The sequence below is a fragment of the Microcystis sp. M144S2 genome (genome assembly GCF_020246065.1).
Classification (GTDB): Bacteria; Cyanobacteriota; Cyanobacteriia; order Cyanobacteriales; family Microcystaceae; genus Microcystis; species Microcystis ichthyoblabe_A.
Genome location: NZ_JADBTR010000176.1, coordinates 1 through 15055 on the forward strand (window position 1 = coordinate 1; position 15055 = coordinate 15055).

Sequence of the window (15055 nt, forward strand, 5' to 3'; positions counted from 1 at the left end):
AAAGTACCAGATATGGGAGTGATCGGGGGGAAAATTCAGGGACTTTTTCCCTGAAAATTAGGTAATTGACCCCTTCAAAATCGGTAAAACCCTACACCCCACACCCCACACCCCACACCCTGCCCCCAAGAAAAACTTTTTCAGCAAACCCTAGTTATCATCATCGTCATCGTCATCGTCTTTTTTATCCCGTTGATTATCACCGTCTTTTTGCTGGTTTTCCCCGTCTTTATCGCTATCATCGTCTTTTTGCGGCGATTCCACCGTGGTGGGGACGTTTTTCGGTTCTTCGGCTTCTTTTCCTCCCTGACAAGCACCTAAAACCGTAGTCAAGGTTAACAGAATCAGCAAAACTAAGGATTTGATGTTCATAGTCTTTCTCCCCACTCGATCGATAAATATAACAATTTTAAGGCTTTTGGGCGGTGGATAGCTTGGCCAATGCCAAGAAAGTGCATTCCCAGACTAAACGGGGTTGAACGTAGGCTAACAGCTGCCGGCGGGTTTTTTCCAAGATTTCTAAAATCGATCGCTCTCGTCGTCGTTGCCAATCCTCATACTGAAGATAGCTCACATACCATAATTGGGTTTCCGTGTCAAGAGTTTGAGCAATAATTTTGGCTAATTCCAGTGCTTGGGAGAGTTTTAGGGGAAATTTGCCGGAAGATCGCGGTAAATCTTGGGGGAGACTGTCGAGAAATTCTAAAGCGGCGATCGCTTCTCCGGGGCTACCTTGAGCTAAACCGAGAATTGCCGGATAATTGAGAACGCGAGCTTGTCCGTTAGAGCGCAGGACTTGAGCGAGATTTTCTTCCGAAAGACGCTGAAAAGGGATGTGTTGACAGCGAGAAACGAGAGTAGGTAGTAAAGAGGAGGGACTGGGAGCAATCAGGATTAAAGTCGCTTTTCCCGGTTCCTCAAGCGTTTTTAAGAGGGCATTTGCCGCCGATTCCGTCATGGTGTCTGCTTCCTCGATCACCACCACAGAGCGGGCCGATTCGAGGGGAGGACGACTTAAAAAGTTAGTAATCTCGCGAATTTGTTCGATGCGGATTTGCGGGGGAGCTTTACGCTTGAGATTGCTTTCCTGTGCTTCTTTTGCGGTGAGCAGTTTGCCTTGGTGTTGATAAGTGGGTTCAATCCAGAGTAAATCGGGATGATTGCCCCCGAGAAAGCGTTTCAGGATTAATTCTCTTGCTTCCGGCGATCGATCTCTAGTTAATAAGTCTTGACAGAAACATTTTGCTGCCAGATTGCGTCCGATCCCCTTAGCGCCGGCGAATAAGTAAGCGGGAGCGATCGAATTGACTTCAAGCGCTCTTTGTAGTAGTTCAATGGCCTGATTTTGACCGATTAACCTTGACCAATTTATCATCTTTTCCCTGCCATGGCTCGCTATTGCTGTTCCTATTTTGTCGGGATTTCTCCTCATCAGACCGGGTTTTTATACGATGATATATTAAGTTTGGGTGAATTTGAAATCATCAAGCGCCGGACCGATGTCTTGCTTTTATCGGAAGTTCCTAACGATGCTCTCTTTCCCCAGTTAGTGAAAGTGGAATTGTTTATCCATCCTCCCACTAGCTCGGAACTTCAGATCGATTTATTGGTAAAAAATCATGAATTGCCCCTGAGAACTAATAATCGTTGTCGGCGATTTTTTGAATCTATTCACCAGATTATTACCAACAATTATCAAGGTCAATCCCTGACCAGAATTACCGCTTAACCCGATTTGTTCCTGTCCTCGTCAACTGACAAAGACAGGGACAAAATACCATCTTATCACCGTGATTTAACTGGGGTGCTAACTTTTCCTTCCCTATCCTCTAAGAGAATTTGGGTTCTGTCTTGATCATCTTCGACGATGAAAAAATGCTCTTTTTGGTGCTTGATAGATTTATCGAGAAAAAATCGGTAATTGCTTTAATTTTTGCCTTCCTGCGTCGATTTGAGCGGAGGAAATTGACGACGTAAAAGCAGGGAATTACTCACTACCATAACCGAACTAAAAGCCATTAAAGCTGCTGCTAGGGCCGGACTGAAAGCTAGACCCCAACGGGGCAGTAATAAACCACCAGCAATGGGAATAGCAAAGGTATTATAACCCAAAGCCCAAAAAAGATTTTGTCGGATTTTTTGCCATGTGGCCAGACTTAAATGCAGAGATTGTACCACATCCTCCAGGCGATCGCTAATTAAAACGATCCCGGCTGTTTCCATGGCCACCTCCGTGCCACCGGCCAGAGCAATACCGATGTTAGCCTGTCCTAGTGCAGGAGCATCATTGATACCATCCCCGACCATAGCCACGATTTTGCCCTCTTTTGTCTGTAGGTCGGCAATTAAGGCGGATTTTTCGGTGGGGGCAACTTCGGCATAAAATTGGCTAATACCCAAACTATTAGCGATCGCTGTCACCACTTCTTGGCGATCGCCACTGAGTAAAATCACCTCTAAACCGAGTTTTTGTAACTGATTCACGGTTGTTTGAGCATCGGGACGCAATCGGTCCTGAAAAGCGATCGCGCCGAGTAATTGTTCTTCCATCCCCAGATAAATCACCGTTTTACCCGCTTGTAAAAGCTCTTGAATCCCCCTGATAGTTTCATCGATTTTAATGCCGTTTTGCGCCAACCATTGCCGATTTCCTAGAACAATTTTTGACCCCTGCACCCTTGCCGAAACTCCCAATCCTGCCACAGTTTGAAAATCTTCCCCCGTCAGATTAGTAGGAGGAGTAACCGCGTCTAAAATCGCCTGAGCAAGAGGATGATTAGTGCCACTCTCCACTACTGCCGCTAATTGTTGAATTTCCAGGGAATTAAGGATAGAAAAACTCAAACAATCGGTAATTTCTGGATGACCTTGGCTAAGGGTTCCCGTTTTGTCAAAAACCACCGTTTGCAGTTGCGAAACGGTTTCCAAAACATCACCCCCTTTAATTAAAATACCCCGTTCGGCTGCTAAACTGGTTCCCACCAGTAGGGCCGTCGGTGTGGCTAAACCGAGAGCGCAGGGACAAGCGACCACAAGCACGGAAATCGCTAATTTTAGGGACAAAAGTAGGGGAGAAGTGGGTTGAATCATCTCGTGGTGTCCTGTGGTTGACCCTAACACCTCTGGAAAGAGCCTAGTTCCCCAAAAATACCAAAAGAGCAGCACAATTAGGGCAATTATCATCACTCCGTAGGCAAAATAACCCGCTACCCGGTCCGCTATCTTCTGTACTGGGGCTTTGCGAGTTTGGGCTGATTCCACGGCTACGATAATCTTAGCTAGGGTGGTATCGGTCCCCACCTGACGAGTTTGCACTGCGATCGCACCAGAGAGATTGAAACTGCCAGCAATGACTAGATCTCCCATTTCCTTAACCACCGGCAGCGATTCCCCCGTTAATAAAGCTTCATCTACCGTGGTTCTTCCCTGAATAATCTCCCCATCCACGGGAATTTTTTCTCCGGGTAAGACGCGCACCCATTCCCCGACGCGCAGCTGTTCCACGGGAATGGCCACGCCCACACGGTCATCTGTACTACCAATCAGGTGAGCCACTGCCGGTTGTAGGGAGGTAAGCGCTTCTAAGTCTGCGGCTGCGCGATGACGGGAATGCGCTTCTAGAGTCCGTCCGAGGAGAATAAAACCTAACAGCATGACCGGTTCATCGAAAAAGCACTCTAGACCGAGATTAGGGAAGATAAGAGCCAAACAACTGGCTATATAGGCGCTACCTGTGCCTAAACTAACGAGAGTGTTCATATTTGGCATCCCGTGCCGTAATCCGCGCCAACCATCGATGAAAATATCGCGGCCGGGGAATAAAATGGCTAGGGTGGCTAAAGTCCAGTGAAAAGCAATACTTTGAAGGATGGGGATTTCCGGTCCCCCGATGTGGTGTAAGTGACCAATCAGGGAAAAAACCAGTAAACAACAAGCGATCGCTAATCGGTATAATTGTTGTTGCCGTTCTTTTTGTTGGTTTTGCAGCCGTTGATTTTGTTGAGAAAGGGGAGTCGATGAGCTGCGCGGTTGGGTGGGGAATCCAATCGCGGTTAATTTTGCGGCTAATTGCTCTGGTGCGATCGCATCCGGTTGGTATTCAATCACGGCAATTTCCGTGATTAGATTAACTTGGGCCGATTTTACCCCTTGATTTTGGCTGAGTTGTCTTTCTACGGCACTAACACAGCCGGCGCATTTCATGCCTTTTACGTCTAGAGTAGCGGTTTTTAGTCCAGTTTCGGCGGCTAGGATCATAGAAAAAGTAGGCAAGGATGGTCTTTACTTCTATCCTAGAAATTCTCGGCCGATTTTTAAACTATTTTGGCCTGTAGGGTTACAGATAGATGAAATTTCATTACAGATAGCTGAAATTTCAGGTAGCCGATCTGGTAGTGGACTGACACAGCTAAAATAGGGCAATAGATAGGCTCAACTGAGGACATCAATCATGGGAAGATGTAGGCGAGATAAAGTTCATCTGACAGTCGCACAACGAGAAAACTTTGAACAAATCAGTGGGGGAGGGTTCATCACAGAGTACGCTAATCGGCATAACACGCTTATCGTAATATTGTACGGAAAACTTCTCGCGATCGCTCCATTTGAGCGTAATATACAGAAAGATTCTTTAAAAAATGTGTATTTGGCGTGATATACGGAAAATTTCCGCATAATATATAGTTAGACAGACAAATAAACAAAGGGATATAAATGAATAGGGTGCCAGTATCTTCATCAAATCTTGCATCGGTCGGATACGACCCAAATACTCAAACACTAGAAGTTGAATTTCTTCATGGTGGCATTTACCAATATTCAGGTGTTCCGTCATCGGTTCATTCAGGCTTGATGACAGCTAGCTCACACGGATCGTATTTTGATCAGCACATTAAGAAAGCTGGTTATGCTTACCGAAAGGTCGGCTAAGTAATCTCAAGACTAAAGAATCATGTCTGTAAACTCTCACCTAACAGATTTAGCAAGCACTCTAGTTCTATCTGAATTGGAAAAGTCGAGTATTTCTACCTCTATCAACACACTTTCATCTAGGCTGACTTCATACTTTGGCAGTACGGTGACAGGTCACTTTCAATTCGGTTCAAGTACTCGTGGTACTATTCTTCCACGTAAAGCAGACAAATATTCTGACATAGATTACATGGTTGTGTTTAGTACATCTGACGGCCAGAAAAAGCCACAAACTTATCTTGACCGTCTTAGGCGTTTTGTAGAGCTAAAGTACTCTACATCAGAAATTTACCAATCACATCCAACAATTGTCTTATCTTTGAATCACATCAATTTTGAGCTTGTTCCAGCAATTTACAACTATAGTTATCAGATTCCCTCACCAGCATCATCTTGGCTTGAATGGACGAGTACAGATCCCTCCGGAACTAATCAATTACTTCAAGATGAGAATAAGAGAAATAACTATCAAATCAAGCCATTGGTTAGATTGATAAAATATTGGAATACACAAAAGGGGTACCCCTTCACCTCATTTTCAATAGAACAATATATTGTTAATCGATCATTTTGGGGATGCTCGGCTCTTAAAGACTACTTTTACGAGTTCTGGTCAGGATTTGATTGCTCATATGATACTGCTCAATCCATCAAAGATAAAGTTAATAGTGCCAAGCAACATGCAAGAAAAGCTAAAGAGTATGAGAACAATAATATGCCTGCTAGTGCGGAGTCAGAAATCAAAAAAATCGTACCATCTCTATGAATAATAAAGGCTTAGAAAGAGTTGATGAGGTCTCCCAATATTATGCTCCAATCGAGAAACTTGGGATGATTAGCGCATTGCTTTTCTGGGGCATTGCAGCCTTGTCGTTCGCTATGCCATACTCAGCTTCAATTCTCGGAAAGGCAACAGCAGATATTATCCAAGCATTTTTCCTTGTTTTGGTCTTGGCATACTTTAGTATTTCTCAAGTATCGAGCTTATACCTAGTACCGCGAGCAGAATTAATGAGAAGAAAGCAACTGCTTTCCAACTCATTTGGAATACCTCTCTCCCACGATCATACATCTCTCTACTACAACAATTCTTTTTCTCCGTCAGTGCAACGCCTTGGGGCAAATACTATGGAAAATGCCCTCTTTAGCAAGGAAATTGCGTCAAGAATGCTGGGGCGGAAGCGAATCATTATTTTTGGATATCTTCTAGCTTGGCTTATTGCTTTTTCTCTCCGCCATGACAATCTTGAACTGCTTACATGGATTACACAGTTAGTTTTCTCTGGTGAAATTCTTTCTGAATGGCTAAAACTTGAAATTCTTCGATTTCGTCATGAGCGGACGTATGACGAACTTTATTCCCATTTTCTGCATAAATTAGGACAGGATTCTCCTTGTGCCACCGCAAATGTGCTTAATGCTTTCGCGACCTATGAAGCAGCAAAATCTACCGCAGGGATACTGCTCTCAACAAATGACTTTCAGAAGTTAAATCCATCTCTAAGTAAGCGATGGAACCAAATTTGTGAAGAACTAGACATGCAGAACGAAATTGATTAGTGCTAAATTTATACCATTGCCATGTCTAACAAGCCCGTTGCACACCGACCGTATCGATACTCTCTGTTAAGTCCGAAAGTGCGATCGCCGATCTTGTAGGGTGCGTTAATGAAATGTAACGCACCTTATCTAATGTTCAAAATTCGTGCGTTACGCTAAAGCTAACACAGGCTACTGGACTGACACAGCTAAAATAGGGCAATAGATAAGCTCAACTGAGGACATCAATCATGAGAAGATGTAGGCGAGATGAAGTTCATCTGACAGTCGCACAACGAGAAAACTTTGAACAAATCAGTGGGGAAGGGTTCATAACAGAGTACGCTAATCGGCATAACACGCTGATCGTAATATTATACGGAAAACTTCTCGCGATTACTCCATTTGAGCGTAATGTACGAAAAGATTCTTAAAAAAATGTGTATTTAGCGTGATATACGGAAAATTTCCGCATAATATATAGCGATCGTTCCGATCGTAGGGTGCGTTAGTGTGATCGCTGATCTTGTAGGGTGCGTTAATGAAGTGTAACGTACCGATGATATTTTGCAGGTTTATGCCGACAATTTTATGGGTTGCTCTAGAACCGGAAAATTCTGAATTATCTGTGGGAGTGTAATCCCATAGTAAAGTGCTTTATAAAAGCTCAACAAATTCGTCAACGCTCAAGCCGACTTGCCGAATAATTGCGCGTAAAGTACCTCGATCTAGTTCTTTATGATCTGGTACCGAGACTGTTGTTTTGGGAGCTTCACGTACTAAAATCATGTGACTTCCACGCTGACGCTCTACGGCAAAGCCTATTTGCTCAAGTGCTTTTACACATTCTGCGCCTGAGATAACACGTAATTTACTCATACCAGAATGACCTCAACCGTATCATTGGGAACAGGTTCACCCCGATCCTGTAAAACTTCGATATACAGAGCGATTGCCTCTTCAATATTGGCTAGAGCCTCCTCACGAGTTTTTCCCTGGCTAATACATCCTGGCAAACTAGGAACTTCGACAACAAAGTAACTATCCTCACCAGGATAGAGAAGTACTTTACGGCTGGATTCAGCTTGTGGTTTAACCATAATCATTGCTCGATAACTATTTGGTTGTTTCATTCAAATATTAACATTTTATGTTCTAGAACCAGTGCGATGCCGAAGGCACTGCGTAGCAGCACGCCGCTCTTGTAGGGTGCGTTAACGAAGTGTAACGGTGCGATTCGTTTCTAGGGGAATAAATAGCCTAGAGTGCTGATAAAACAGCATAACTGACAAAAAGGATGTAGGTGAAAGACCTACCCTGTAAGGGACACAGTGACTCCCGACCTGCCCCCAGTGACTGGACTCGGAAATCTAGAGGCTGAAGCGGGGAACAAGGACGCAATCAGAGCCAAAACAGATAGGCGCAAGGAGCGTTAACGGGGAGTATGATCGCCGCTCTTGTAGGGTGTGTTAATGAAATGTAACGCACCTTATCTAATGTTCAAAATTCGTGCGTTACGCTGACGCTAACACAGGCTACTGGACTGACACAGCTAAAATAGGGCAATAGATAAGCTCAACTGAGGACATCAATCATGGGAAGATGTAGGCGAGATAAAGTTTATCTGACAGTCGCACAACGAGAAAACTTTGAACAAATCAGTGGGGAAGGGTTCATAACAGAGTACGCTAATCGGTACAACACGCTTATCGTAATATAATACGGAAAACTTCTCGCGATCGCTCCATTTGAGCGTAGTACACGGAAAGATTCTTAAAAAAATGTGTATTTAGCGTCACATACGAAAACTTTCCGCATAACATATAGTTAGATGCTTAAAGGTATCTAGAGTCATGAATAAGAAATCCAAAGAATATCGACAGCTAATACTGCCTAGCTGCCTGCTTATAGGGCGGCATATGGACTACTTAGAATATTAAGCGTCGTTTCTGTCATGCACGGTGCTTGATTGAGAGTGTGTCAATTGAAGTTGGCTAATTTGTACACTTTTTCTAAGTAATTGTGGACAAAAGTTTAACGGATAAAATTGACTTACTGTCATTGACTGCAAGCTGTGACAATCAGTATAAAGGAGGAACTAAAAATGACGTGGGCTTTACAAAAAATCAGCATCCCTGCTCAGGTTCAGGGTAATCAAGTAACTTTGGCTGTTGCTCAGGGTACGGTTGTGTTAACTGATATTGGTCATGGTTCAGTCGCTGGACTTCCCAAAGAAAACTGGGGGGTATTAATCAATTGGCGAACCAAAGCCTGGGTTTTTGGTTATGAGGGTGCCGACGGTTCAACACTTGGATTAAACGTTGACGAGAATGGAAATTTACATCCTAGCGGCGTTGGCACAGTAACTGAAATTAAATATACTGCCTAAGGGCCTTAGGGTAGTGCGATGCCGAAGGCACTGCATAGCAGTACGCCGATCTGGTAGGGTGCGTTAATGAAGTGAACGCACCTTATCTAATGTTCAAAATCCGTGCGTTACGCTAACGCTAACACAGGCTACATCATATTTGATCGCCAAGATTAAGTGCGATCGTTTATCTCCGTAGGCTGGGTTGACGGCAGGAAACCCAGCATTGCTTTTCTCTATCAACACTAACCAAAAGCGCGATCCCACCCAAAACACATCGACCCTTATTAGAAGCGGATAATTTCGATCGTGCATCGCGATCGTTGAAAACAGACATCAAATTCTCGAAAAAAGTTCGTTTGCCCAAGAATTAAGGGTATCTGAGAGGTTTTTGCCCAAGCAAAGGCTAGACGAACAGGTTCCAAATTCCCAATTTGAACATACACAAATAACCCTCGTGCTTCAACCCTTGCAAGATTTCCGGCCAATGGCAAGCGGACAGTTTGTTCCTCCCAAATTGCACCCAATTGCGGCCCGATGTCGTAAGGTAATAGATTGACCGTAGATCCGGTATCCAGCAGGGCATTCGCAGAAACAGAAAGGCCTGCATGACTCAGAGTGATGGGAATCGTGGGTAATGCTTCATCGTCGGAAAGGGGAAATTCGACTGTACTAGGCATGGGTAGATGCCTCTCGGTCATCCTGAATCATATGCATCAGAATATTGGCGGCTTCCGTGGCATCGTAGGGCGACCAAATCGGATACTCTGATGCGGAAAAGATAACCTGTAGTTCAGCATCCGGGATTTGTGCAGCTAGGAGTTTGAAGAGTGATAATTTGTCTGTCTGGCTCAGATTGTTGACCAGAAGAATTAACTCAGTGAGTGACATGGCTTAAACTTCTAGATATGCGAGAATAAATTGATCATAAGCGATCTGTGAGGTACGGTCTAACAATCCCGTTGCACACCGACCGTATCAGGTTGGTCGGTGCTGAGTAACAAGAACCACATCATGTCCAGCATCAATTAGAAATCTCGCAGTGATTGCGTAAACGTCTTGATCGAGAAGAAATTTCATTATTAAGCCGACACGAGTTTAATGTCTTCAGCCGCTACTAAAGCGATAGCATATTGCAGACAAGCACGAATGTCTTCAATTTGTAAATCAGGGTAATAATCCTGAATAATTATACTGAAAGAGAGTCCCTCATTTAGCAACTCAAGAACACTCTGCACAGTGATGCGCGTCCCTTCTATGCAGGGCTTCCCAAAATGAATTTGAGGGTTAACAGAAATTTTATACATTGTTGTCACCTAGTCGTAAGATGCCTTTATTTTAGATCACATTGCACAAAAAAAGCCGTATAACTTGGCCGTTATGCCGACCAGCGAGTCAAGTGCGATCGTTCCGAACGTAGGGTGCGTTAGTGCGATCGCCGATCTGGTAGGGTGCGTTCACTTCGTTAACGCACTAATTCCCTCGCAAACCCTCAAAATAAAGCTCAAATGCGATAGAATGAGGGACAAATAAAATTCAGAAAGTGCTGTGAGGGAAACCGTCTATATTGAAACCAGCATTATTGGCTATCTGACAGCCAGATCGACCCGAAATTTGGTTATTGCTGGGAATATCGAAACGACAAGGGACTGGTGGCAAAATCGCCGTAATGATTTTGTTCTCTATATTTCACAGGTTGTTTTAGATGAAGTCGCTAAGGGAGATACAGAGATTGCTTTGAAAAGGTTAGAAATTGTCAATGAAATGCCTTTGGTTGAACTCAATCAAGCTGTACGCAACTTATCCTCACTGTTTCTTATACGAAGCAACCTTCCTGCCAAAGCTTCTGATGATGCGGTTCACATTGCTGCGGCGACTGTCCACGGGCTAGATTACTTGTTAACATGGAACTGTAAACATATTGCCAACGCTCAAATTCAGAGGAAGTTGGCAGAGCTCAGTCTTGATTTGGGATACGAGTTACCCATAATTTGTACTCCTTACGAACTTTTAGGAGACTATAACGATGTGGCAAGATGACATTTTAGATGAAATTCATAAATTTCGAGAAGAACACGCTAAATCCTTTAACTACGATTTGGATGCAATGTTTGTAGATTGGCAAAAAAGACAAGCAGAAAGTGGCAGGCAGGTAGTCAGCTTACCACCAAAGCAAGGTCTAACAAGTCGTTGGAGCCGACCAAAACAGGATGAACCACAAGAATCTCAAATCTAATCTTGGCGGCTCAACTTAGCCGTTATGCCGACCAGCGAGTCAAGTGCGATCGTTCCGATTGTAGCGATCGCCGATCTTGTAGGGTGCGTTCCCTAATGCGGGATTTTTGAGAACGCACCATGCACATTGATTGAAGCTGTGAGGTTAGGTGCGGTGCTGCTCTTGTGGGCCCAGTTGAGGAATGTTAGCGAAGATTGCCAATGTTTAGGTTAAGATAGAGGGGCAAAAGTTGCCACAGGGTCGCTTCAATGACAGTTCGACAACCCCGCTACAGCAAAGAAGAATTTGCCCGACGTGGACACGAAGTCTATGAGTCTCAGGTACGCTCCCAAATCGAGGAAGGGAATCATGGGAAGATTGTAGCAATAGACATCGAAACAGGGGCTTTTGAAGTGGCTGACGACAGCCTAACAGCTGCTAAACAACTGTTAATACGTTTTCCTGATGCACAAATATTTGGTATTCGCATTGGACATCGTGCCGTCCATCGTTTTGGCTTTCGTTCCCCCAGTGTGTCGCCATGATGATGGGGAGCGTCAATTCGCGCCGAGAAGCAATTATTCAATTCGTAGTGCTAGGCGAAAATCACCAGAGGCAAGCGATTAAAGCAGTTATTGACACTGGTTACACTGGATTTCTCACGTTGCCTTCCGCTATCATTACAACACTAGGATTAACGTGGTATATGCAAGAAGAGGGAATCTTGGGCGATGGAAGCCTCTGTATGTTTAACGTATTTGAGGCAACTGTGATCTGGGATGGTCAGATCAAATCTATTGAAATCAATGAGTCAGAGACAGATCCATTAGTTGGTATGGGTTTACTTGATGGCTATGAGTTGAATATTCAGGGTTTTGCTGGGGGATTAGTGACAATTAAACCTTTGTCATAGTGCGATCACAATCGCCGTAGGGTGCGTTCCCTAATGCAAGTCCTACTGTTCCACCAATAGATTTTTGGGAACGCACCATGCACATTGATTGAAGCTGTCAGTCTAAGTGGGATGACGAAGGCACGGCCTAGCAGTACACTGATTTTGTCGCGTAAGAGGCGGGCTATAATGAACGGTGAACCTGATTGGTCAGAAAAAATTGACCAATATTTGTCTGGTGAAACCATTGACCATTAAGTGGATTCTAAGGAGCTAAGGGAATGACCTGGACGGCAAACCAACAAGCGAAAATTATCCGTACAGAGCGAGGACTGACGATCGCTGGCACGCGCATCACCCTCTATGATGTGATCGATCTCCTAAAAGCTGATTATCCTCCTAAACTGATTCGTGACACATTTAACCTCACGAACGCGCAAATTGACGCAGCTTTGTCCTACATTGAGGCAAACCAAGCTCAGGTCGAGGTTGAATATCAAGAGGTTCTTCAGAATAGGGAAGAAATTCGCCAGTACTGGGAAGATCGTAACCGTGAACGCTTTGCTCGAATTGCAGCAATGCCACATAAACCAGGACAAGAAGCTTTTTGGGCAAAGCTTGAGGAGCAGAGAGCCAGACGTGCCGCACAAAAACAATGACTTTCTTAGTTGACTACAACCTCGACGGTTATGCGCTGATTTTTCTTGGTATATTGGCAAAACGTGGTTGGCTTGAGTTTCAGTCTGTCCAATTTGTCACCTTTAGAGAGGTTGGATTGTCGATGGAAAGTAGCGATCGCGTAGTCTGGCGCTATGCTCAAGAACAGGAGATGATGATTCTTACTGCTAACCGAAATATGAAGGGTGATGATTCCCTTGAGCAGGTTATGCGAGAAGAGAACACAGAGAAATCGTTTCCAGTGTTGACGATTGGAAATCTCGATCGTTTGAGTGAAGCTGAGTATAGAGAGCGCTGCGCTGAACGACTGATCGAAATTGCTGTAGATATTGATAATTACAAGGGGGTTGGTCGGTTATTCATTTCATGATATTGTCGGCTACGCTTAAAAATTAGGGCGATCGCAGTCTTATCGGTGAGATGCACGGCATAACTTAGCCGTTATGCGGCAAGTTTCTGAATAGATCTCAATCGCTGTAGGGTGCGTTCCCTAATGCAGGATTTTTGAGAACGCACCATGCACATTGATTGAAGCTGTCAGTCTAAGTGCGATGCCGAAGGCACTGCATAGCAGTACGCCGATCTGGTAGGGTGCGTTAATAAAATGTAACGCACCTTATCTAATGTTCAAAATTCGTGCGTTACGCTGACGCTAACACACCCTACTGGACTGTCTCAGTGCGATAATGCAAGTCCTACTGCTCCACCAATAGATTTTGGGGAACGCACCATGCACATTGATGGAAGTCGTTAGACCGCTTCAATTTTAGGGTAATAGTTGCTAAGGTCCGCTAACCTCACCGGTGAACCCACCTAGGGAGAGGTTTTTGAGTGCTAAAAAATTATTTCCTCTCCATAAAGACGATAAAATCTCTATTCTGGAAGCATAAAGAGGCTTCAGGCAGATTTAAAGGCGCATTTAAGCCGTATAAATCGAATATTTACACTTTTTTCAGCTAATCAAGCCATTAATAGCTTGATTTATTTGCATATAACCGAACTAAGACAGTATAATTTTTTCTCCAATGTATTGAAATTGTTTTTTATTTCGTATAGAATACAATTCTAGAAAAAATACCTAGCAATCTCCCATAAATAAACAAAGGAGCCGATGACATCGTGATCCCTGATCCTAGATCCCCAAAACCGAAAACCCTCTTACCTTTTATTTCTCTAGCTACGGCTGCCGTCGTCACAACGGGAATCGGACTAACTTTTAGTCCCCTATCGGCATCGAGTAATCTGCTGGCAGCTGCGGATAAACAGCAAGCTAAACAACAAACCGTGGAAATCACCCTGGTTTCCTACGCGGTGACTCAATCGGCCTACTCGAAAATCATCCCTCTATTCGTCAACAAATGGAAAAGAGAGAAAAAACAGGATGTGGTGATTAAACAGAGTTATGGCGGCTCTGGTTCCCAAACCCGCGCTGTTATCGACGGATTAGATGCAGATGTGGTAAATTTGGCTATCGGTTCCGATGTGGAACGCTTGCAAAAAGCGGGTTTAGTTAACCCCGGTTGGCAGAAAGAACTCCCCAATAACGCCATCGCCACTCGTTCCGTGGTAGCTTTAGTTACTCGTCAGGGCAATCCCAAAGGAATCCGCAACTGGCCAGATCTAGCCAAATCGGGGATTAAAGTCATCACTGCCAACCCGAAAACCTCTGGGGTGGCCCGGTGGAATTTTCTGGCTCTCTGGGGATCGGTAACTCGGAACGGCGGCAATGAAACACAAGCGACCAATTTCGTCCGCAATGTCTATAAAAACGTGCCTGTACTACCCAAAGATGCCCGGGAAGCCAGCGATGTCTTCTTTAAACAGGATCAGGGGGATGTGCTGCTTAACTACGAAAACGAGGTAATTTTGGCCCGTCAAAAAGGAGAAACGGGTTTTTCCTATACTATTCCTCCGGTCAATGTTTCGATCGATCCGCCCGTGGCCGTAGTGGATAAAATAGTTGATAAACGCAAAACCCGGGAAGTAGCGACAGCTTTTGCCCAATTTCTCTTTACTCCGGAAGCGCAGCGGGAATTCGCCAAGGTGGGTTTCCGTCCCGTTAATGCTAATGTGGCTAAAGAGTTTAGTAAACAATACCCAAAAGTGTCGAATCTGTTCCCCTATACGGCGATCGGTAGCTGGGATGCGATCCAGAAAAAATTCTTCGCTGATGGGGCGATTTTTGACCAAATTCAGCGTTAATTAGTAGTAGGCCGTCAGCTGTCAGCTAAGTAAGTGGTTCTGATTAATTGATCCCCCCTTAATCCCCCCTTAATAAGCTATCCCTTATAGGGATCTTTCTTAACAATTTTTGCAGTAAGCACTCCAACCCTTATCCTGACTTGATTTCAGTTTTTTCTTTGTCAGTAAGGGTGTCAACAAGGAATATTAC

20 protein-coding genes are annotated in these 15055 nt (G+C 44.3%); 12 read left to right on the forward strand and 8 right to left on the reverse strand.

Features of this window, described 5'->3' with window-relative positions:
- Positions 1-150 precede the first annotated feature (150 nt).
- The gene (locus IM462_RS19945; RefSeq protein ID WP_287701060.1) at positions 151-372 is read right to left on the reverse strand and encodes a neurohypophysial hormones like protein; all 222 of its coding nucleotides are present in this window, start codon (positions 370-372) and stop codon (positions 151-153) included.
- 37 nt (positions 373-409) lie between these two features.
- Positions 410-1375, reverse strand: a complete 966-nt coding sequence (gene holB, locus IM462_RS19950) for a DNA polymerase III subunit delta' (RefSeq protein ID WP_287701062.1) — start codon at positions 1373-1375, stop codon at positions 410-412.
- A gap of 12 nt (positions 1376-1387) precedes the next feature.
- Between holB and IM462_RS19955 the strand changes: the two genes are divergently transcribed.
- Entirely contained in the window at positions 1388-1729 is a 342-nt protein-coding gene (locus IM462_RS19955; RefSeq protein ID WP_194014184.1) for a hypothetical protein, read from the forward strand.
- A gap of 197 nt (positions 1730-1926) precedes the next feature.
- Here the strand turns inward: IM462_RS19955 and IM462_RS19960 are convergent, their stop codons facing one another.
- Positions 1927-4257, reverse strand: a complete 2331-nt coding sequence (locus IM462_RS19960; protein WP_287701063.1) for a heavy metal translocating P-type ATPase — start codon at positions 4255-4257, stop codon at positions 1927-1929.
- A 456-nt stretch (positions 4258-4713) separates the two neighbouring features.
- On the opposite strand from IM462_RS19960, the gene IM462_RS21135 reads away from it, so the two are divergent.
- Genes IM462_RS21135 through IM462_RS19970 form a run of 3 tightly spaced genes read left to right on the forward strand, consistent with a single transcriptional unit; the run spans position 4714 to position 6531 of the window.
- A complete protein-coding gene (locus IM462_RS21135; protein WP_193977879.1) occupies positions 4714-4929 on the forward strand; it encodes a KTSC domain-containing protein in 216 nt (71 codons plus the stop codon).
- A 22-nt stretch (positions 4930-4951) separates the two neighbouring features.
- Complete coding sequence (locus IM462_RS19965; protein WP_193977877.1) at positions 4952-5737, forward strand: SMODS domain-containing nucleotidyltransferase; 786 nt, start codon at positions 4952-4954, stop codon at positions 5735-5737.
- The gene (locus IM462_RS19970) at positions 5734-6531 is read left to right on the forward strand and encodes a hypothetical protein (RefSeq protein WP_193977875.1); all 798 of its coding nucleotides are present in this window, start codon (positions 5734-5736) and stop codon (positions 6529-6531) included. The genes IM462_RS19965 and IM462_RS19970 overlap by 4 nt, the downstream gene beginning before the upstream one ends.
- A gap of 636 nt (positions 6532-7167) precedes the next feature.
- Here the strand turns inward: IM462_RS19970 and IM462_RS19975 are convergent.
- Together IM462_RS19975 and IM462_RS19980 are read right to left on the reverse strand one after the other, a co-directional pair.
- Complete coding sequence (locus IM462_RS19975; protein WP_008195914.1) at positions 7168-7389, reverse strand: type II toxin-antitoxin system HicA family toxin; 222 nt, start codon at positions 7387-7389, stop codon at positions 7168-7170.
- Positions 7386-7643, reverse strand: a complete 258-nt coding sequence (locus IM462_RS19980) for a type II toxin-antitoxin system HicB family antitoxin (RefSeq protein WP_002764762.1) — start codon at positions 7641-7643, stop codon at positions 7386-7388. Before IM462_RS19980 ends, IM462_RS19975 begins: the two co-directional genes overlap by 4 nt.
- 971 nt (positions 7644-8614) lie before the next feature.
- Between IM462_RS19980 and IM462_RS19985 the strand changes: the two genes are divergently transcribed.
- On the forward strand, positions 8615-8899 hold the full coding sequence (locus tag IM462_RS19985) for a hypothetical protein (protein WP_287701067.1): 285 nt from the start codon (positions 8615-8617) through the stop codon (positions 8897-8899).
- 266 nt (positions 8900-9165) lie between these two features.
- Here IM462_RS19985 and IM462_RS19990 read toward each other — a convergent pair whose 3' ends face one another.
- From IM462_RS19990 to IM462_RS20000, 3 genes are all read right to left on the reverse strand, one after another.
- Positions 9166-9558, reverse strand: coding sequence for a pepsin/retropepsin-like aspartic protease family protein (locus IM462_RS19990; RefSeq protein WP_002753443.1), 393 nt, complete (start codon positions 9556-9558; stop codon positions 9166-9168).
- Positions 9551-9769 (reverse strand): hypothetical protein, encoded by a 219-nt coding sequence (locus IM462_RS19995; RefSeq protein ID WP_002753442.1) that lies wholly within the window; start codon positions 9767-9769, stop codon positions 9551-9553. Before IM462_RS19995 ends, IM462_RS19990 begins: the two co-directional genes overlap by 8 nt.
- A 191-nt stretch (positions 9770-9960) precedes the next feature.
- Positions 9961-10185 carry a DUF433 domain-containing protein gene (locus tag IM462_RS20000; protein WP_002753441.1) on the reverse strand — a complete coding sequence of 75 codons (225 nt, stop codon included), beginning with the start codon at positions 10183-10185 and terminating at the stop codon, positions 9961-9963.
- A 241-nt stretch (positions 10186-10426) separates the two neighbouring features.
- Here IM462_RS20000 and IM462_RS20005 point away from each other — a divergent pair, with 241 nt between their 5' ends.
- From IM462_RS20005 to IM462_RS20035, 7 genes are all read left to right on the forward strand, one after another.
- Positions 10427-10918: a type II toxin-antitoxin system VapC family toxin gene (locus IM462_RS20005; protein ID WP_190381866.1), complete on the forward strand. Its 492-nt coding sequence runs from the start codon at positions 10427-10429 to the stop codon at positions 10916-10918.
- Positions 10905-11114 carry a hypothetical protein gene (locus IM462_RS20010; RefSeq protein ID WP_002732654.1) on the forward strand — a complete coding sequence of 70 codons (210 nt, stop codon included), beginning with the start codon at positions 10905-10907 and terminating at the stop codon, positions 11112-11114. The genes IM462_RS20005 and IM462_RS20010 overlap by 14 nt, the downstream gene beginning before the upstream one ends.
- Positions 11115-11362: 248 nt before the next feature.
- Positions 11363-11638: a hypothetical protein gene (locus IM462_RS20015; protein WP_002733756.1), complete on the forward strand. Its 276-nt coding sequence runs from the start codon at positions 11363-11365 to the stop codon at positions 11636-11638.
- A complete protein-coding gene (locus IM462_RS20020; protein ID WP_002793820.1) occupies positions 11635-12006 on the forward strand; it encodes a hypothetical protein in 372 nt (123 codons plus the stop codon). The genes IM462_RS20015 and IM462_RS20020 overlap by 4 nt, the downstream gene beginning before the upstream one ends.
- 260 nt (positions 12007-12266) lie before the next feature.
- Entirely contained in the window at positions 12267-12644 is a 378-nt protein-coding gene (locus tag IM462_RS20025) for a DUF433 domain-containing protein (RefSeq protein ID WP_002734748.1), read from the forward strand.
- Positions 12641-13033, forward strand: a complete 393-nt coding sequence (locus tag IM462_RS20030) for a DUF5615 family PIN-like protein (RefSeq protein WP_287701071.1) — start codon at positions 12641-12643, stop codon at positions 13031-13033. The genes IM462_RS20025 and IM462_RS20030 overlap by 4 nt, the downstream gene beginning before the upstream one ends.
- A gap of 749 nt (positions 13034-13782) precedes the next feature.
- Positions 13783-14865, forward strand: coding sequence for a sulfate ABC transporter substrate-binding protein (locus tag IM462_RS20035; RefSeq protein ID WP_287701073.1), 1083 nt, complete (start codon positions 13783-13785; stop codon positions 14863-14865).
- The last annotated feature ends 190 nt before the right edge of the window (positions 14866-15055 follow it).